The 18,340-nt window shown below is 68.8% G+C and carries 18 protein-coding genes; 9 read left to right on the forward strand and 9 right to left on the reverse strand.

Going from position 1 to position 18,340, the window contains the following annotated elements:
• The first annotated feature begins 75 nt into the window (after positions 1 to 75).
• Positions 76 to 627 (forward strand): YceI family protein, encoded by a 552-nt coding sequence (locus ACXC9Q_RS27625; RefSeq protein ID WP_457059540.1) that lies wholly within the window; start codon positions 76 to 78, stop codon positions 625 to 627.
• A 177-nt stretch (positions 628 to 804) separates the two neighbouring features.
• Positions 805 to 1,308 carry a hypothetical protein gene (locus tag ACXC9Q_RS27630; RefSeq protein ID WP_457059541.1) on the forward strand — a complete coding sequence of 168 codons (504 nt, stop codon included), beginning with the start codon at positions 805 to 807 and terminating at the stop codon, positions 1,306 to 1,308.
• Positions 1,309 to 1,411: 103 nt separating this feature from the next.
• Here the strand turns inward: ACXC9Q_RS27630 and ACXC9Q_RS27635 are convergent, their stop codons facing one another.
• Positions 1,412 to 1,969 carry a hypothetical protein gene (locus tag ACXC9Q_RS27635; protein ID WP_457059542.1) on the reverse strand — a complete coding sequence of 186 codons (558 nt, stop codon included), beginning with the start codon at positions 1,967 to 1,969 and terminating at the stop codon, positions 1,412 to 1,414.
• A 250-nt stretch (positions 1,970 to 2,219) separates the two neighbouring features.
• On the opposite strand from ACXC9Q_RS27635, the gene ACXC9Q_RS27640 reads away from it, so the two are divergent.
• The 4 genes from ACXC9Q_RS27640 to ACXC9Q_RS27655 are packed head-to-tail and all read left to right on the forward strand — an operon-like array spanning position 2,220 to position 5,052.
• Positions 2,220 to 2,822: a hypothetical protein gene (locus ACXC9Q_RS27640; protein WP_457059543.1), complete on the forward strand. Its 603-nt coding sequence runs from the start codon at positions 2,220 to 2,222 to the stop codon at positions 2,820 to 2,822.
• 14 nt (positions 2,823 to 2,836) lie between these two features.
• Complete coding sequence (locus tag ACXC9Q_RS27645) at positions 2,837 to 4,051, forward strand: histidine kinase (RefSeq protein ID WP_457059544.1); 1,215 nt, start codon at positions 2,837 to 2,839, stop codon at positions 4,049 to 4,051.
• Positions 4,026 to 4,691 (forward strand): response regulator transcription factor, encoded by a 666-nt coding sequence (locus tag ACXC9Q_RS27650; RefSeq protein ID WP_329479179.1) that lies wholly within the window; start codon positions 4,026 to 4,028, stop codon positions 4,689 to 4,691. Before ACXC9Q_RS27645 ends, ACXC9Q_RS27650 begins: the two co-directional genes overlap by 26 nt.
• Before the next feature lie 4 nt (positions 4,692 to 4,695).
• Positions 4,696 to 5,052, forward strand: a complete 357-nt coding sequence (locus tag ACXC9Q_RS27655; RefSeq protein WP_457059545.1) for an MmcQ/YjbR family DNA-binding protein — start codon at positions 4,696 to 4,698, stop codon at positions 5,050 to 5,052.
• A gap of 5 nt (positions 5,053 to 5,057) precedes the next feature.
• Here ACXC9Q_RS27655 and ACXC9Q_RS27660 read toward each other — a convergent pair whose 3' ends face one another.
• On the reverse strand, positions 5,058 to 5,723 hold the full coding sequence (locus tag ACXC9Q_RS27660; RefSeq protein WP_457059603.1) for a maleylpyruvate isomerase family mycothiol-dependent enzyme: 666 nt from the start codon (positions 5,721 to 5,723) through the stop codon (positions 5,058 to 5,060).
• A gap of 31 nt (positions 5,724 to 5,754) precedes the next feature.
• Between ACXC9Q_RS27660 and ACXC9Q_RS27665 the strand changes: the two genes are divergently transcribed.
• Both ACXC9Q_RS27665 and pgm read left to right on the forward strand, forming a co-directional pair.
• Positions 5,755 to 7,230, forward strand: coding sequence for a fused MFS/spermidine synthase (locus ACXC9Q_RS27665; protein ID WP_457059546.1), 1,476 nt, complete (start codon positions 5,755 to 5,757; stop codon positions 7,228 to 7,230).
• A 53-nt stretch (positions 7,231 to 7,283) separates the two neighbouring features.
• The gene (gene pgm, locus ACXC9Q_RS27670) at positions 7,284 to 8,906 is read left to right on the forward strand and encodes a phosphoglucomutase (alpha-D-glucose-1,6-bisphosphate-dependent) (RefSeq protein WP_457059547.1); all 1,623 of its coding nucleotides are present in this window, start codon (positions 7,284 to 7,286) and stop codon (positions 8,904 to 8,906) included.
• Here the strand turns inward: pgm and ACXC9Q_RS27675 are convergent.
• On the reverse strand, positions 8,903 to 9,289 hold the full coding sequence (locus ACXC9Q_RS27675; RefSeq protein WP_457059548.1) for a DUF3037 domain-containing protein: 387 nt from the start codon (positions 9,287 to 9,289) through the stop codon (positions 8,903 to 8,905). The two genes, pgm and ACXC9Q_RS27675, sit on opposite strands and share 4 nt — an antisense overlap.
• Positions 9,286 to 10,023 carry a HipA family kinase gene (locus ACXC9Q_RS27680; RefSeq protein WP_457059549.1) on the reverse strand — a complete coding sequence of 246 codons (738 nt, stop codon included), beginning with the start codon at positions 10,021 to 10,023 and terminating at the stop codon, positions 9,286 to 9,288. The genes ACXC9Q_RS27675 and ACXC9Q_RS27680 overlap by 4 nt, the downstream gene beginning before the upstream one ends.
• 42 nt (positions 10,024 to 10,065) lie before the next feature.
• On the opposite strand from ACXC9Q_RS27680, the gene ACXC9Q_RS27685 reads away from it, so the two are divergent.
• On the forward strand, positions 10,066 to 11,115 hold the full coding sequence (locus ACXC9Q_RS27685) for a carboxylate-amine ligase (protein ID WP_457059550.1): 1,050 nt from the start codon (positions 10,066 to 10,068) through the stop codon (positions 11,113 to 11,115).
• On the opposite strand, the gene ACXC9Q_RS27690 is transcribed toward ACXC9Q_RS27685, so the two are convergent.
• From ACXC9Q_RS27690 to ACXC9Q_RS27710, 5 genes are all read right to left on the reverse strand, one after another.
• A complete protein-coding gene (locus ACXC9Q_RS27690; protein ID WP_457059551.1) occupies positions 11,112 to 12,890 on the reverse strand; it encodes a glycerophosphodiester phosphodiesterase family protein in 1,779 nt (592 codons plus the stop codon). The genes ACXC9Q_RS27685 and ACXC9Q_RS27690 overlap by 4 nt on opposite strands.
• A 122-nt stretch (positions 12,891 to 13,012) precedes the next feature.
• The gene (locus ACXC9Q_RS27695; RefSeq protein ID WP_457059552.1) at positions 13,013 to 13,732 is read right to left on the reverse strand and encodes a hypothetical protein; all 720 of its coding nucleotides are present in this window, start codon (positions 13,730 to 13,732) and stop codon (positions 13,013 to 13,015) included.
• Between the two features lie 46 nt (positions 13,733 to 13,778).
• Positions 13,779 to 16,436 (reverse strand): ABC transporter permease, encoded by a 2,658-nt coding sequence (locus ACXC9Q_RS27700; RefSeq protein WP_457059553.1) that lies wholly within the window; start codon positions 16,434 to 16,436, stop codon positions 13,779 to 13,781.
• Positions 16,433 to 17,182 carry an ABC transporter ATP-binding protein gene (locus ACXC9Q_RS27705; protein WP_328519681.1) on the reverse strand — a complete coding sequence of 250 codons (750 nt, stop codon included), beginning with the start codon at positions 17,180 to 17,182 and terminating at the stop codon, positions 16,433 to 16,435. The genes ACXC9Q_RS27700 and ACXC9Q_RS27705 overlap by 4 nt, the downstream gene beginning before the upstream one ends.
• 135 nt (positions 17,183 to 17,317) lie before the next feature.
• Positions 17,318 to 18,292 carry a hypothetical protein gene (locus ACXC9Q_RS27710; protein WP_457059554.1) on the reverse strand — a complete coding sequence of 325 codons (975 nt, stop codon included), beginning with the start codon at positions 18,290 to 18,292 and terminating at the stop codon, positions 17,318 to 17,320.
• Positions 18,293 to 18,340 lie beyond the last annotated feature (48 nt).

An 18,340-nucleotide genomic window follows, 5' to 3' on the forward strand; every position in this document is an offset into this window, starting at 1 on the left:
GGGGTAGACATCTGGGCGCGATAGGTGAAAGCTGGACTGTGAAAACTTCAACTACTCTCCCTGGAGGATTCCGGTATGTCCAACGAGTACGCCGCCCTGTCCGGTGACTACACGATCGACACGGCGCACAGCCGGGTCGGCTTCGTCGCCCGGCACGCGATGGTGACGAAGGTGCGGGGGTCATTCGACGAGTTCGAGGGCTCGATCCACATCGACGGGGAGACCCCGGAGAAGTCGTCCGGGAAGGTGACGATCCAGGCCAAGAGCATCAACACGCGGAACAGCCAGCGCGACGACCACCTGCGCAGCAACGACTTCCTGGACATGGACAACCAGCCGGAGATCACGTTCGCGTCCACCGGCATCAAGCAGACCGGTGACGCGGACTTCGTGGTGTCCGGGGACCTGTCCATCCGTGGGGTCACGAAGCCGGTCGAGATCGCGTTCGAGTACACCGGCACGGCGACCGACCCGTTCGGCAACGAGCGCGTCGGCCTCGAGGGCTCCGTGGTGATCAACCGCAAGGACTTCGGCGTCAGCTGGAACGCGGCGCTCGAGGGCGGCGGCGTCCTGGTCAGCGAGAAGGTCACCCTGGAGATCGAGGTCTCCGCGATCAAGAACGGCTGAACCGACGACAGATCCCGCGGCCGTCGGCCGCGGGATCTTTTCGTCCGCCGGCAAGCCCAACCGTCAGCGGTACGTCGGGTTTGTGGCGGTGCGATCACGATCGGGTGTGGTGGGGATTCCACGGAAGTGACCTGGGCAGACTCGGGGTGAGTGCCGGCTAGGTCGAGGGGTCCGCCGATGATCGACACGAGACTGAGGCGTTGGTTGCGCCCGTTGTTCGGGCGCCGCCGCGACGGTCGGCGTACGCCGGAGCTGTTCCGGCCGCGCGGGACGAGTTCGCGGGTCAGCCGGCTGGCGGCCCGGTACGACGCCGACGTGGACGCGGCGCTGCAGCGGCTGTGGCCGAAGGCGCGGATCTACCACGATCGTGAGTTCACCCGGGACCGCGCCGACTTCCTGCTGGTCGTGCGCGGGCGGGGGGTGATGGTCGAGACCAAGGTGAAGAGCGATCCCGGAGTGTTCCGGGGGTCGACGTTGCCGCCGCTGCTGGATCGCTTGCAGCGGGACGGCCGGCGGCTGGTCGTCGTACTCAATCAAGGCGATCCGACGCCGGCGCGCGAACTGATCGCGAGCAGGCTCGGTGACAAGGGCTGCGTGGTCGTGTGGTCGGGTCCCGAGCACGACGCCGAGTTGCGTGGTGCGGTCGAGGGACTGCTGCAGCAGATGGTCCGCCACCCCTGACGGACGCAGCAGCGCGGAGAGCTGAACTCTCCGCGCTGCGGGGCTCCGGTCGCGAGGTGTGCCGGGTGGCAGCGATCCGGAGACGATGTGCGGCCCGCGGGAGTCAGCAGGCGTTGGGGGTGGTGGTGCCCCCGTCGACGACCCACCGGCCATGGAGCGGCTGGACGCGCATCTGGTCCAGCCAGCGCGTCGGCGTGGAGGCGGGCAGGACCGCGCGGCCCTTCGCGTCGACGGTGCGGGCTGCGGTGGTGTCGTAGCAGGCGCTGACGATGACGCCGTTCGACGCCAGGGTGCGTTTGGCCCACAGGACTGTGGTGATGCCGGTGTTGTGGAGCCTCTTGGTGCGGTAGTACTTCGCCTGGACGCTGATCGCCTGGAACACCCTCGCCGTCATCACCGGCGCGAGCTGCTTGGTCTTGCTGCCGCCGCTGCGCATCATCTGGTCCAGCGCGACCCGGTAGTCGTAGTACGCGCGGACGACTGGATCATCCGCGCCTGCCGGGTCCGTCTGCCCGCCCACCTCGTCGGTGAGGGCATGCTTGGACGCCTTCTTGGCGCCGGGGGCCGAGGCGGCGACGCCGGACGCGGTGTCGGTGCCGCAGCCCGCGAGCATCAAAACCGGGATCAGCGTGGCGATCACCGCCAGGTTTCGATTGCGCATGGGGTCCGAACCTCCTGTTGGACGCGGCATCGCCGCTCGCGCCGTCGGGCACCCCCGTTGTGCACTGCGAGCCGTGCACGCCATCCGGCACTGACCGTGTAACGTCACAATCCGGATCGTGGTCACTGTGACCTGGATCACAATCGACCCCCTACCGGGGTACTGCCCGCGACCTGGCTCCCTGGCCCGATGTGCCGGGCGCCGCTGATTCCTAGCCTCGATCTCAGGACTTGAGACCCGAGGAGAGATCATGACGGACACGCTGCACACCACCCCGGATCGACCGCTATCCGGTCGGCCGGATGCGCGCCGCCGCCGGCTGAGTCGTCTGGCCAGGTCGATCGCGTACGACGCTTTGCTGGTGCCGGTCGGCGTACGGACGATGGCCGACGCGGTGCTCGGTGAGGCGAAGACGGCAGTTCGGCGTTGGCAGAGATTGGGCCGGCTGCTGAGCCAGGAGGAGGCGGCGGCTGGAGCGTCGCCGGCCGGAGTAGGACGGGTGTTCGGGTACGGGCTGCTCAGTTCGGTGCTGGGGCTGATGAGCTGGTTCCTGCTGATGCTCGCGGTGACGGCGGTGGTGCGTGGGCCGTTCTACGGGTTCGTGGAGGACGGGCCGTTCGGGCCCGGGACGTGGGGCGGGCCGACGAAGGCGGGGGCCTGGGCGGTGCACGCGGCGGTATCGCTGCCCGCGATCGTGGTGTTCCTGCTCGCGTTGCGCGGGATCGCGTGGCTGCAGGCGGCGCTGGTTCGGGGGCTCGACGAGACGACGACCCGACGGTGGGTGCTCCCGGCAACTATCGCTCTCACGGCCGGAGGACTGCTGTTCTTCTGGTCGTGGCTGCAGCAGCTGTGAACTAGGGTCCAACCGTGAGCGCTGAGCTGGGGATGCCGAACCGGTGGCCGCGTGGGCGGTGGGCGTGGGTCGCCGGGCTCGGCGTCGCGGCGTTGCTGGTGCTGACCGTCATGGATCTGAGTCAGCACTACTACGTGTCGCTCGGCGCCGTCCTGGCGCTGGCGATGGCGCGAGCGCTCAGCCTGGGCCTGGCCTGGCTGCGGCCACGGGCGGCGCTGGTCGTATCGCTTGCGAGCACGGCGATCACGGCGGTGGTGACGACACCGGTCAGCACGGACGAGCCGTGGCCGTGGGGGACCACCGCGGCGTTCGGGCAGTCGTTCGTCCTCGCGATCGTCGGTGCGCGTGGACTCGGACGCCGTGAGCTGGTGGGCTGGTGGGCCGCCACCCAGGTCGTGGGTCTGGTGGCGACGGTCCTCGCACCAGACCGAGGTGGCTGGGCCGGCCTGGTCACCATGGCGGTGCTGTCCGCGATCGCGGTCGTGGTCGGCGATCTGATCCACTCGCGGTCGGAGACGAACCGGCAGCTGGCCGAGCAGGAGACGATCAGCCGGACCGAGCGAGCCGAGCGGTCGCGGCTGCAGGAGCGGGCCAGGATCGCCCGCGAGTTGCACGACGTCGTCGCGCACCACCTGTCGGTCGTGGTGGTCCGTGCGGACAGTGCACCGCATCGGTTGCCTGACGTGCGGGACGACGTACGCGCGGAGTTCGCCGAGATCGCCGACGCGGCGCGGGCGTCGCTGACGGAGATGCGACAGGTGTTGCGGCTGTTGCGGGAGCCGGTGGAGCCGCCGCTGGGGGAGTTGGGACCGCAGCCGGGGCTGGATCAGGTGGCGGACCTGGTCGCGAGTACGCGGCGGGCCGGAGCGGATGTGCGGTTGGAAGCAGAGGTGCCGACCGGACTCGACCCCTCGGTCGAGTTGACGGCGTACCGGGTCGTGCAAGAGGCGTTGAGCAACGCTGTCAGGCACGCGCCGGGATCCGTTGTGCGCGTGGAACTTCAGCGGGTCGGCGACGCGCTCGAGGTCAAGGTGTCCAACGGGCTGGCGCGGGAAGCGGTGCCGGACGCTCAGGGGAGTGGACACGGGTTGGTGGGGATGCGCGAGCGGGTTGCGCTCGTGGAGGGGACGGTGAACGCCGGTCCGACCCCCGAAGGCGGTTATCTGGTGGCGGTGTCGATACCGGTCGGGAAGGAGGTGGCGAGTGGCGATCACGGTGCTGGTGGTTGACGACCAGGAGATGGTGCGGGCCGGGTTCAGCGCGTTGCTGAACGCACAGGCCGATCTCGAGGTCGTCGGACAGGCCGGCGATGGCGCCGAAGCGGTCGAACTGGCGGCCGAACTGCACCCGGACGTGATCCTGATGGACGTGCGGATGCCGGTCATGGACGGCCTCGCCGCGACCCGCCGGATCCTCGCGACCGCAGCGTCCGGGGACTCGCCGCGCGTCGTCATGCTCACGACCTTCGACCTCGACGACTACGTGTACGCCGCACTCCGGGCCGGCGCGAGCGGCTTCCTGCTGAAGCACTCGACCCCTGACGAGCTGGCGGCGGCGGTCCGGATCGTCGCCGCCGGCGATGCGCTGCTGGCGCCCTCGGTCACGCGCCGGCTGGTCGAGGACTTCGCCCGGGCCCAACCCGTCGTACCCATCACGCCGGTCCACCTCACACCGCGCGAGACCGACGTACTGCGGCTGGTCGCGCGGGGACTGTCCAACCGGCAGATCGCGGCCGAGCTCGTGCTGGCGGAGCAGACGGTGAAGACGCACGTCAGCAACATCCTGACCAAGCTCGATCTGCGCGATCGTGCCCAGGCAGTGGTCTACGCCTACGAAGCGGGCGTTGTCGTCCCGGGTCCGCGACACTAGGTCGATGGACGTTCTGGAACGCGTGCGCGGTCTGTGCCTGGGGATGCCTGAGGCGACCGAGCGGCCGAGTCACGGCGAGCCGACCTGGTTCGTGCGCGACAAGAAGGTGTTCGTGATGTACGCCGATCAGCACCATGACGACCGGGTCGCGGTCTGGATGGCGGCGCCGCCCGGCGTCCAGGAGGCGCTGGTCGCGGATGATCCCGAGCACTTCTTCCGGCCGCCGTACGTCGGTCATCGCGGCTGGCTCGGCGTCTACCTGGACGTCGAGGTCGACTGGGACCACTTCGAGGACCTGGTCGAGGGCGCGTACCGGCAGATCGCCCCCAAGACACTGATCGCCCGTCTGGACGAGCCCTAGTCACGTCAGTCGTTCAGCGGCACCGTGGTCTGCGGCAGGCTAGGGAGCTCCAGACTCCACCCGGCCGCGTAGTCGGGTCGATCCCAGTCCCACGCCTGGATCTGGGCAGCACTGCGGCGCCCGAAGATCGCCCGGAACAGCTCGTACGACGACGTCCGCACGACTGCTGCCGGACCGCCGGAGCCGGCCGAGTACGTGCCGTCCGGGGTGATGACCGTCAGTGGTCCGGGGGAGTCCAGCATCCAGTCGAGGGTGGCACTCCAGACCTCCGGGGGCGGACGCCCACTCCCGATCGCACCATGCAGATCCGCCTCATGCGCACTCGCGTCGACGTACGGATTGCAGACGAGCGGATGAGACGTCGTACCGCTGACCACCAGCCGCTCGAGCGCAGGCCCCGCAGTGGCCCATTCGTCCAGGACGGCGTCGATCGGCAGATTGCGCCGGAATTCCACTTGGACCGCAGTCCAGGGCGGTCGTGGCGCACCGGCGAGGTTGCCCGCCACGAAGTCGGCCGAGACGCCCACGAGGTGGGAGACGAGGTTGTGCACACTCCACTGCGGGCAAGCGGGTACCTGGCGGTCGAGATCGGCTGGGGCGAGGCCGCGGACCGCGGCCGTCACTCGTTCCCGGCTGGCGTGGTACAGCTCCGCGCTGGTTTTCGCGTCCATCACGCTTTCATTGGACCGGTAGGGTGACGCGGTGGGCAAGGGTGAAGCTGGACCGGTCGGGCAGAGGTTGGCGATCACGCTGGCGTTCGGCAGTTCGGCCGCCGTGATGGTGCTGGAGCTCGTCTCGCTGCGGCTGGTGGCGCCGTACATCGGGCTGACGCTGGAGACGAACACAGCGGTCATCGGAGTCGCGCTGGCCGCCATCGCGACCGGAGCCGCCCTCGGCGGACGGTTCGCGGACATGGTGCCGCCGAGCCGGACTCTGGGTCCACTGATCCTCTTCGCCGGCGCACTGGTGATGCTGATCCTCCCCGTGGTCCGCTGGACCGGTGAGGCGCTCCGGGAAGACGCCAGCAACTACGTGTTCCTGGTGCTCGCGCTGACTCTGTTCGCTCCGGCTGCATTGCTCGCGGCCGTGACGCCGATGGTGACGAAGCTGCGGTTGGCGAGTCTGGCCCAGACCGGCACCGTGGTCGGCCGGCTGTCCGCCTATGCGACGGTCGGCGGGATCGTGGGCACGGTGCTGACCGGGTTCGTGTTCGTGGCGAAGACTCCGATCAGCACGATCGTGCTCAGCCTCGGTGGGCTGCTGGTCGTCGCCGGAGCCGCGTTGACCGTCGTACTGCGAGGTGCTCGAGCGGCTGTGAAGCCGGTGGCACTCGCACTGGTCGGTGCCACGCTGACTCTGGTCGCGCCACGGCCCTGTGAGGTCGAGACGGCGTACCACTGCGCCCGGGTCGTCGCGGACCCCAATCGTGAGGGCGGACGGACGCTGTACCTGGACCAGCTCAGGCACTCGTACGTCGACCTCGACGACCCGACGTATCTGGAGTTCGACTACATCAAGAACTTCGCCGCCGCGATCAACGGCAGCTGGCCGGCCAAACAACCCTTGGACGCGCTGCACGTGGGCGGTGGCGGCTTGACCATGCCGCGGTACCTGACCGCGACCCGTCCGGACACCAAGAACCAGGTGTACGAGATCGACGGGGCCGTGGTCGAGCTGGACAAGAAAGAGCTCGGAGTGCGGACCGGTCCGGATCTCTCGGTCACTGTCCGGGACGGCCGACTCGGAGTCCGGGACGAGGCGACGGACAGCAAGGACCTCGTCATCATGGACGCCTTCAGCGGATTGTCCGTCCCTTGGCATCTGACCACGCGCGAGCTGGTCGCGGACGTCAAGCGGGTGCTGCGGCCGGACGGCGTCTACCTGGTCAACGTGATCGACCACGGGAACGCACTCTTCGCCAAGGCCGAAGTCGAGACGCTGCAGGCGGAGTTCGCGCATGTGGCCGTGATCGCCACGACGGACGAGTTCGCCGGGCGGACCGGCGGCAACTTCGTCCTGGTGGGCTCCGACCGGCCGATCGACGTCGGCGCGATCGAGGCGGGCCTCCGACCAGGCACCGAGGTCCGGGACCAGCTGACGGATTTCGTCGGCAACGCGCCGGTGCTCACCGACGACTACGCTCCCGTCGATCAACTCTTGACGCCGTACGCCGGATGAGACACGGCTCCCGGGGAGTTGTGATCTGACGCCGGGGCTTGTTGCATGAGGTCATGGACCCACGCGCAGGCCAGCCAGCTCAGCCCGAGGACCTCGTCGACATCGCCGCGTTGCTCAAGGCGTACGACGACATCACCCCGGACGTGCAGAACCCAGCTCAGAAGGTCGTCTTCGGTACGTCGGGACACCGCGGCTCGAGCCTGGACGGTGCCTTCAACGAGGCACACATCCTGGCCATCACCCAGGCCATCTGCGAGTACCGGGCCGGTGAAGGGACCACTGGCCCGCTCCTGGTTGGCCGGGACAGCCATGGCCTCTCCGAGCCGGCCTGGCGCACGGTGCTCGAAGTACTCGCGGGCAACGACGTGCAGACCCTGGTCGACAGCGCGGACCGGCTCACGCCGACCCCTGCCGTGTCACATGCGATCCTGCGGCTCAACCGCGGTGCCGGCGCCGGTGCGGACGGCATCGTCATCACTCCGTCGCACAACCCGCCCCGCGACGGCGGCATCAAGTACAACCCGCCGCACGGCGGCCCGGCGGACGCGGACGCGACCGGCTGGATCGCGGCCCGCTCCAACGACCTGATCGCCGGCGGCAACCGGGAGGTACGGCGCAAGCCGTTCGAGCAGGCCCGTCAGCACGCGGGGGAGTACGACTTCGTCGGCCACTACGTCGACGACCTGCCCTCCGTGCTCAACCTGGACGCGATCCGCACCGCCGGCGTACACATCGGCGCGGACCCGCTCGGTGGGGCGAGTGTGGACTACTGGGCCGCGATCGCCGAGCGGCACCAGCTCGACCTGACGGTCGTGAACCCGAGAATCGACCCGACCTGGTCGTTCATGACGCTGGACCACGACGGCAAGATCCGGATGGACTGCTCCTCGCCGTACGCGATGGCCTCGCTGGTCGCCCAGCGGGACAAGTACGACGTGGCCACCGGGAACGACGCGGACGCGGACCGGCACGGCATCGTCACCCCGGACGCCGGCCTGATGAACCCGAACCACTACCTGGCCGTCGCCATCTCCTACCTGTTCGCCAACCGCCAGTGGGGTCCGGACGTGGCGGTCGGCAAGACACTGGTGTCGTCGTCGCTGATCGACCGCGTGGTCGCCGACCTGGGCCGGCGGCTCTGGGAGGTCCCGGTCGGCTTCAAGTGGTTCGTACCCGGGCTGATCGACGGCTCGGTCGGCTTCGGCGGTGAGGAGTCGGCCGGAGCGAGCTTCCTGCGCTTCGACGGCACGGTGTGGACCACGGACAAGGACGGGATCCTGCTGGCGTTGCTGGCAAGTGAGATCACCGCGGTGACCGGTGAGACGCCGTCACAGGCCCACGCCAAACTGGTCGAGCGGTTCGGTGCATCGGCGTACTCGCGGGTGGACGCGCCCGCCACGCGTGAGGAGAAGGCCAAACTGGCAGCCTTGTCCGCCGACGCGGTCACAGCGACCGAATTGGCCGGTGAGCCGATCGTGGACCGCCTGACGAGTGCACCGGGCAACGGGGCGCCGATCGGTGGGCTGAAGGTCACCACCGAGTCGGCCTGGTTCGCGGCGCGCCCGTCCGGCACCGAGGACCTCTACAAGATCTACGGCGAGTCCTTCAAGGGCGCCGACCACCTGGAGCAGGTCTTCGAGCGGGCCCGCGAGGTGGTGTCCGCAGCGCTGGCTTAGCGCACGAACGCGTCGAGCAACCGGTCCAGATCCGCGGCGGGGTCGTTGGTGAGCCCGCTGTGGATCGGTCCGGGGTGTACGACGGTACTGCGGGGCGCGGCGAGCCACCTGAAGCGCTCACCGATCCGGGTGGCCGCGGCCGGCCCACCGTGCGGGTCACCGGCGCAGATTGCGCGGATCTGCTCCAGTGACGCGCACACCACGTCCACGTCGACCGCAGGGTCCAGAGCCTTCAGTCGCGACGGCTCCACGTCCCAGGCCGCGCCCAGGAAGTCCATTGCGCGGCAGTAGAGCACCGCACCCACGTTGACGAACTCACCGCGCTGGATCCGCGGCGCCGCCCGCAAAATCACGTAGTCGAAAGGCACCAGGTCAATGCTCACCGGACACCTCCTGGCAGCCAGGCGGACCGGTCTTCCAGACGTGCGGTCAGATGGCCGAGATACCGCTCGCGGTCACCGTCATCGATCCACTCGTCAGGCACGAGCCCGATCACCTCGGTCAGCAAGGCCGGCGTGATCGCGGCCGCCAGCTCCGCATCCACCGCCGGTACGCCGGGTGCCGCGATGGAGAACACGTGGTCCGAGGCGTCGTACGGGAGGCCGGCGAACTTCTCCGCGGACATCCAGGAGTGGTGGAAGTACAACGCGGCTCCGTGGTCGATCAGCCAGAGGTTCTTGTGCCAGACCAGCATGTTCGTGTTCCGCCAGGACCGATCGACGTTGGCGACGAACGCGTCCAGCCAGAGGATCCGGGCCATCCCGTCGTCGCCCGGGTTGCCGGCCGAGCCGTCGTACCCGAAGGAGCCCGGCAGGAAGTCGACGGCCAGGTTCAGCCCGGCGCTGCGGATCAGCAGTTCCTGGATCTCGAAGTCCGGCTCGGACTTGCCGATCGCGGGGTCGAGCTGGATCAGTTTCAGCTCCGGGACGCGCAGGCCGAGGCGGCGGAACAGCTCGCCGACGATCACCTCGGCGACCAGCGCCTTCGGGCCCTGCCCGGCGCCGTGGAACTTGATCACGTAGGTGCCGAGATCGTTGCCTTCGACAACACCGGGGAGCGAGCCGCCCTCGCGCAACGGCAGCACGTAGCGGGTCGCGGTGACGATCGGCAGACTCACGCCGCAGAGCCTAACCCGTTTGTGATCGGGTACCGGCTCGGGGTGAGGCATCCTTCGTTCGGCGTCGAGGAAGAACTCCTGCTCGTTTCCGCCAGCGGTCATCCGCTCCCGCGCAGCGTGGCGGTGGTGGCGGACCTGCAGGACGTCGAGCTCGAGCTGACGCGAGCCATGGTCGAGATCAACACTCCGGTGTGTGACACGTCGAGCGAGTTGCGTGTGCATCTGGCGGAGATGCGCTCCAAGCTCGCCAAGGCCGCTGCCGAGGAGGGCGCTTGGCTGCTGGCGATCGGCGTGCTACCGCACGGGGAGGCGGCTCAGCCGATCACGATGAAACCGCGCTACGAGGAGCTGGCCGACAAGTGGGGGTTGCTGGCACGGGAGCAATGTGTCTGCGGTTGTCATGTGCATGTCGACGTACCTGACCGGGAGGGAGCCACCAGGGTCAGCAACCACCTGCGGCCGTGGCTGCCGGCGCTCCTCGCACTGACCGCGAACTCACCGATCTATCTGCAACAGGACACCGGCTTCGCGAGCTGGCGTTGGTTGATGACGACACGCTGGCCGTGTGCCGGCCCACCGCCGTACCTGGAGTCGGTCGAGCACTATGACGCGCTGGTGGCGATGCACATGGCGGCAGGCACGCTGATCGACCAACGGATGGTCTATTGGGACATCCGGCCGTCCACGCATCTGCCGACGGTCGAGGTCCGGGTCAGCGACGTCCCCCTCACCATCGACGAGACTGTGCTGCTGGCCACGCTGATCCGTGCGCTGGTGATGACTGCGGTGGAAGACGGCGGCCGGGGGCCGAAACTCGAGCCGGAGATACTACGGGCCGCCTACTGGCTGGCAGCGCGCGACGGCCTCACCGGTGGCGGGCTGGATGTGCGAAGCGGCGAGCCACTGCCCATGTCCCAGGTCGTCGAGCGACTGCGGCAGCACGTGGAGCCGGCGCTTCAGGAGCTCGACGCGGTAGACCTGGTGCGCGACGGCATCCAGCGCGCACTGGTGGACGGGAACGGCGCTGTCAAACAACGCAAGGCCTTCCGTGAGGGCAAGGACGTCCTGGCCCTGACGGAAGTCACGCCCTAGCTCCGCAAGAAGTCCTCGAGTCCGTGCAGGTCGTCGGTGTTGATGTAGTCGACGCCGGCCGCGGACAGCTCTCCCCACAGTGCTTCGCGGGCCGCACCTGGCGTGTCTGGGGTCTCCCAGAAGCGCACCCGGTAGCCGGCGTGGTGCGCGGTCACCACGATGTCGTGCAGCTTGGTCTTCTCGGCCTCCGGCATCGGGCCAACGCCGTTCCAGGTGAAGACGTTCGTCCAGTTGTCACTCACCAGCGGCATCAGCGACGCCGGCATCCCCGACTGCAGATCGCCGAGGCGGCCGTCGTACCCGGCGTAGCGAACCTTCTGCGCCTTCAGTACGTCGAGCGGCCGGTTGCCGCTGATCACCGACGTCACCGCGCCCTCGAGCACCCGCCCGTTCATGAAGACCGTGCTGATCCCGCGATACTTCTGCAGTGCCTCGTCGACAGCGGCGTACGTCGACGGTCCGTCGCTCTTGATGTCGATCAGCAACTGGAAGTCGCGACCGTGCTGGTACACCTGCCCGTGGTTCTCCCGCACCCGGTCGGCCAGCGGCTTCAGGTACAGGCTCTCCAGAGTCCGGCCCGGCACGGCGTCGTCCAGGTCATGCGCGACCCGCAGCTCACCGTCCACCAGCCACACGTCCGCCTCGACGCTGTTGAACCCACGGTCCAGTGCATCCTGCAGTGGCCGGCGGTGGTCGTAGTCGTTGTGCGCGTGGGCCGACGGCAACGCCCGTACGGCGGGAGCGTCGTACGCGCGCGGCAGCCGGAACCCGTTCGCGCGGACGACGTCGCGCACCCGGTCCGGGTAGTCGCTGATGATGCCGTCGACACCTTGGTCGATGAACCACTGGATCGTCGCCGGGTCGTCGACCGTCCACGGGATGACCTTCAGGCCGGCCTTGTGCGCCGCCTTCACCAGGTCCTTGGTGAAGTACGGCCGGAACGCCGGATCGGTGATCTTCCCGCCCTGCGGGAAGCCGTCCACCGGGGAGATCGCCGACGCGCCGAACGACGTGACCGCCTTGATCGGGTCGCCCCCGAAGTCGTCGATGTCGATGCCGCCGAGCCACGGCGACTTGCCCGGCTTGCCGACCTGCAGGAAGTCGAAGTTGTCCAGCGCGACCAGCGGCAGCTCGGGCGCGACCTGGTGCATCCGCATCAGTGAGCCCCAGTCGAAGCTCTGGATCGTCACCTGGCGGGCGATGCGGGCCTTCCGGATCTCCCGCGCGACCACCTGGACGAACTGCTCCCGCGGCGCGGTCTCCGACGGCGCACCGGCTTCCACCTTGGTCTCGACGTTCAGCTTCACGTCGTACGCGTGGTAGCGGTGCACGAGCGCGAAGATGTCGCGCAGCTCCGGCATCCGGGCGCCCGGGTCGGGCTGCTGGCCGGGGAAGCCCGCCTGCGGTAGCGATCCGCAGTCGAGCTGCTTGACCTGCTTGAGGGTCAGCGTGTTGATGAACTTCCCGACGTAGGGGTACTCCGGGTCGTTCGGCGTGTACGGCGCGGTGTCGCGGCACTTGCTGCCCGTGACCTGGCGGTCGTGGGTGACCACGGCGTACCCGTCCTGGGTGATCTGCACGTCGAGCTCCAGCGTGCTGACGCCGAGCTCGAGGCCGTGCGAGAAGGACGCGATCGTGCTCTCCACGGTGAGCCCCAGACCGCCACGGTGGGCCTGGATGTCGAAGTCGCCGTGGGTGGCGGCAGCCGGGGCCGCCGGCAGGACCACCGCGGCGACGAGGGCGAACGGAAGCAGCGCGCGGGGGAGGCGGCGCATGAGGGGAACCTTTCGGAGGTTTGGGCGGACGTCCCTGAGGCTGGCTGCCGCAGGAAGACCTGTGCCCTCGTGAAGGTAGCCGAGAAAAGGCCGGCCGGTGACCGCCGCGTGTCGCCGGACGACTACGGAACGGAGTTGATCCGCCGGACGGACTGGCTCTCGGCCGTGACACTGCCGTCCTTGAACGCCTTGTCCAGCGTGCCTTCGCTACGGCGGGTGAGCGTGATGTCGATCTGGCACGCAGGCGCCGCGACCCCTGGAGTCGGTGTGGTCGCGGCGGCCTTGATCGAGCCGCGGGCGATCGTGGCCGAGGTGCGGCCCGGCTCCAGCTCCAGGCTGCCGGGCTGGATGCACTGGCCGGTCCAGGTGAGGATCGACGGCAACTGCGACGGCTCGCTCTCGAACCGTACGACGATGTCGCGGCGGCGCGAGGAGGTCGTGCCGGCCACGGGTGCGACGAGGCGGACCCGCTCGGGCAGTCGCACCGTCGACCGGGGTGCCGAATCGTTGTTCTTGCCCCGTTCGAGGTCGACCGTGATTTCGGTGCCCGGCGCAACCACGCCGTCGAGGCGGTTGCTGTAGTCGGTCACCCCCGCGGCCCGGCGATGCCGCAGTCCGACGTCCTTCCCGCCGCCCGACGCGGTGATCTGCTCACCGTCACCGAGCTCGACGAAGGTGAGCGTGCCGACCCGCAACGACGCGCTGACGTCCGCGGCGTCAGTTCCTTCGGACAGCGTGACAACGAGGTTGGCGGTGATCCCGCTGGTCCGGATGTCTTTCGACTCGACGGTCGAACAACCGGTGAGGACGAGGACGACTACCAGGGCGGCGATTCGCTTCACAGCCAGCGAAGCTAACACCGCCGAGGGTTACACGACGCGCGGACGACTACTCATACTGCAAGGCCTCCAGCGGATTCAGTTTGGCTGCGCGGCGGGCCGGCCAGATGGCGGCGAAGATTCCGACGACGACCGAGACGACGGCGAAGATCACCAGCTGGAGGACCGGGATGGTGAACGAGATCTCGTCCAGCCGGGCGGCCAGCAGCGACGCGAGCACGAGGCCGAGCACGATCCCGATCACCGCGCCGATCAGCGCGGTGATCACGCTCTCCTGCCGGATCATCCGCTTCACCTGGCCGCGGGTCAGGCCGATCGCGCGCAGCATGCCGAGCTCGCGGGTCCGCTCGAAGACGGTCAGCACCAGCGTGTTGACGATGCCGAACAGGCTGACCAGCACCGACAATGCCAGCAGGACGTACAGCACGTTCAGGATGCTCTTGATGCCGTCGGTCTGCGCCTTCTTGAACTCCTCCCGCGTCTGCGCCTTCGCGTTCGGGAACGTGCTCAGCGCACTGGTCAGGGCCGCGGTGTTCGCGGCGGTGACACCGCCGCTCATGTTCACGAAGGTGTACAGGTTCAGCGGTTGTGAACTGGTCGCGTCGAAGGTGGCCGTCGAGATCGTCACGTTGCCGAACGGCGAGCCACCGGCCGGTGGCCGGAAGATACCTTTCACCTGCAACTGCAGGGTCTTCCCGGTCGCGGTCTGCATCGGGAACCGCGACCCGAGGACGAGGCCGTGCTCGTCGGCGTACGCGGAATCGAGGATCGCTCCGTCGGCGCCGAGCTCGCCGAGCGAGGCCTGCGAGCCGGAGCGCCAGTCGAAGGTGAGCAGGTCCGGGGCCTGGGGGTCGACCGCGGTGATCGTGATCGTCTTGCCGAACGCCTTCGCCTCACCACCGCGCACGCTGGTGACCTGCTCGACCCCCGGCACCTTCGCGACCTCGGCGGCGACCGGTGGCGGCAGCGGGCTGAAATTGTTCTGCGCGGTGATCGCGTAGTCGGCGCTGAAGATCCCGTCCACAGCCTGTTCGAACGGCCGGATGATGCCCGCGCCCAAGGTAGCCACCAGTGTGACCAGGGCCAGCCCGATCATCAGCGCGGCCGCGGTCGATGCCGTCCGGTGCGGATCCCGCTTGCTGTTCTGTCCACCGATCGCAACCGCCGGCCTATCCGGCAGTACCCGGGGGAACTCGGGGTGCCGGCCGAAGAGACGCCGTATCAGCCAGTACGGCAGCAGGATGAACGGCCAGATCACCGCGGTCAGTACGACGACCGACCAGCGCGCGATCGGATCCGCCACCACCGCCAGTGGCCGGACGAGACGTGCCGAGAACAGGGCGATGCCGATGAACAGCAGCAGCACACCCGCACCGAGCAGCGACAGCAGAGCCGTTGTCGACAATCCGTCGGCGAACAATCCGACCAGCACCAACGCGATTCCGGCGACGGCGAGCAGGGCGGCCCCGACCGGGCGGAACCGGTTGAACCGCCCGGGCGCGAGCGTCGCGCCTTCGCGGACTGCCGCGATCGGTGGCACGCGGGTCGCCCGCCAGGCCGGTCGCAGGCTCGCGATGACCGTGACCAGCACGCCGACGATCAGGGCGACCACGATCGTCCGGGTCCGGAACACCAGCCCGTTGTTCGGCAGTGTGAAGCCGACTGCATCGAAGAGCTTGAACAGCCCGGTCGCGATCGCGAGGCCGAGGAACAGTCCGGCCACCGATGCGACGAAGCCGGTGACGAGTGCTTCCAGCACCACTGTGCCGAGCAGTTGCCGGCGCGAGGCGCCGAGCGTGCGCAAGGTGGCGAACTCACGGGTGCGCTGGGCGATCGTGATCGACAGCGAGTTGGCGATCACGAACGAGCCGACGAACAAGGCGATACCGCCGAACACCAGCAGGAACGTCTGCAGGAAGCTCAGGAAGCTCGACGTACCCGCCGCGTCCTCCTTGGCCTGTTCGTCGGCGGTCCGGACCTGCGTCGCCGGGGGCAGGATGGGCCGGACCGCATCGACCAGTTGCTGGTCGCTCGTCCCGGACTTGGCCGCGATCAGGATCTGGTCGAGTTTGCCGGGCTTGTCGAACAGTCGCTGCGCGGTCCCGAGGTCGAACCCGGCCAGCGTCGCGCCGCCGATCGACGACACGGCGCCGAACTCGACCAGCCCGGAGATCCGCATCTGCTGCGCCGGGCCACGCGCCTGGACACGGATCGTGTCGCCGGTCGCGAAACCCTTCTCCTTGGCGGTTTTCGTGTCGATCACGACTTCGTCCGGCGCCGGCCAGGATCCGGAGACCAGCGAGAGCGAGTTGAACTGCGGCAGCGCGGGATCGACGCTGAAGCCGAGGTTCGGGGCGCCGCCGAAGACGACCGCCTTGCCGTCCTTGCCGATCAGCTGCGCCTCGCCGCCGACCCCGCCGCCGGCCGCGCCGACCTCGGGCAGCTCCCGGACCTTCTCGAGCAGACCGGCGTCGAACGGCGGCGCCGTCACGGTCCCGTCCTCGGATGCGTCAATCGCGTTCTTCCCGGTGATGGCGGCGTCGGTGTTCTTGTAGTTCTCGGTGAAGATCGAGTCGAACGCGGACGTGATCGAGTCCGTCAGCACATAGGTGCCCGAGATCAGCGCGACCCCGAGGACGACACCGATCGCGGTCAGCGCCGTCCGCAGCTTGCGGGCCAGCAGGCCCTGTAACGCGAACCGGATCACTGCAGATCCAGCGTGTCGATGATCTGCAGGATCTCGTGCTGGTTGGACCGGCCGGTCTCCTTCACGATCTCCCCGTCGGCCAGGTAGAGCACCCGGTCGGCCATCGCGGCGGCCTTGGCGTCGTGGGTCACCATCACCGTGGTCTGGCCGTACTCCTCGACCGACGACCGCATCAGCGTGAGGATCTCGCCGCTGGTCCGGGAGTCGAGGTTGCCGGTCGGCTCGTCGGCGAACACCACGGTCGGCCGCGACACCAGGGCCCGGGCGATCGCGACCCGCTGTTGCTGGCCGCCGGACAGTTCGGCCGGCCGGTGCTCGAGGCGATCGGCGAGGCCGACCCGTGCGACCAGACCGTCGAAGAACTCCTGGTCCGGCTTCACGCCGGCGATCGTCAGCGGCAGCAGGATGTTGTCGCGGGCGGTGAGCATCGGCAGCAGGTTGAAGAACTGGAAGATGAAGCCGATGTGCCGCCGGCGGAGCTTGGTCAGCGCGTCGTCACCAAGAGTGGTGATCTCGATGCCGTCGATCTTGACCGAGCCCGACGTCGGGCGATCCAGGCCGGCCAGGATGTGCATCAGCGTCGATTTGCCCGAACCAGACGGTCCCATCACCGCCGTGAGCTGCCCGGGCTCGATCTGCACACCCACACCGCGCAGCGCGTGAACCGCTGTATCCCCTTCGCCATAAACCCGTACGAGGTCGGTCGCGTCCACGACCTCGGTGACATCGGTAACTGTCCCCTCCATTGCCGATCGCCCTCCCTGGCTGATCAGCGGCCACCCCAGACGACCGATCTACAACTTCCACCGAGTCTGCCCGCGTTCGCGCGGGATCGATAGGGGGTTTTCCCCGGATCGACCCTGACCGCCGCAGGTCCGGGCTCAGATCCAGCCGCGGCGGGCGGCGTGGAAGCCGAGCTGGAGACGGGTGTCGGCCGACACCAGGTCCATCAGTGCGCGGACGCGTCGCTGGACGGTGCGCATGGAGAGATTGAGCTGGTTGGCGACTGCCTGGTCGGTGAGGCCGGCGAGCAGGAGCCCGAGGATGCGGGCGTCCAGCTCCGGCAGGCCGTCGGTCGGGCCCTCGACCATCCCGTTCGTGCCCAGCACCAGGGGGAGACCGTCACGCCAGACGCGGTCGAAGAGGGCGAGCAGTGCGTCGAGCATGCCGCTGCTGTGCACGATCAGCGCGCCGATGCTGCCTCCGGCCCCGGACAGCAGCGGCACCAAGGCGATCCGGCGGTCCACGATCAGCAACCGGATCGGCAGCTCCTGCACAACGCGGACATCCTCGCCCGCCCTCAGCGAGTCGGAGGCGGCCGCGAAGAACCCGGGCCGGTCGAACGCACTCCGCTCGATCACCACCCGGTAGCGCACGCCTCTGGTGACCGCGGCATCCTCCTCCTTGTTCTCCTCCGGCGGCACGACCGCGATCTGCGCCTTGACGAACCCGAGCACCTCCTCGCGCGCCGACATCTGCAGTTGCGCGAACCGCTGGCCGACCGCCTTGGCGCCGCGGACGACGTCCACCACGTCACTGACCGAACGCTCGGCGTCCGTACCCCGGTAGACCTCGGCCAGCGACTCGATCTCGCGTTGCGCCCGCCGCAACTCCTCCTCGCGTTGCACGGCCAGGGCGGCAAGGGCGACCGACGGTGGCGAGGCGACGTACCGGTCGTCGCCGCTGCTGGACCGGGCGGCCAGGCCGAGCGTCTCCAGCGCGGTCAGCGCGCGTGCGGCCTCGACCGGGTGGCAGCCGAGCCGGGCCGCGAGCTCGGCGACGTCGTACGACGGCACCTCGACGAGAGCGCGGTACGCGAGTTCTTCGGAGTCATCCAGTCCGAGCACGTCGAGCACGATGCCTCCCAGCAGACGACGGTGTGGCGGCCGGACCCTGGCGGGTTG

This window comes from Kribbella sp. CWNU-51 (genome assembly GCF_054073265.1).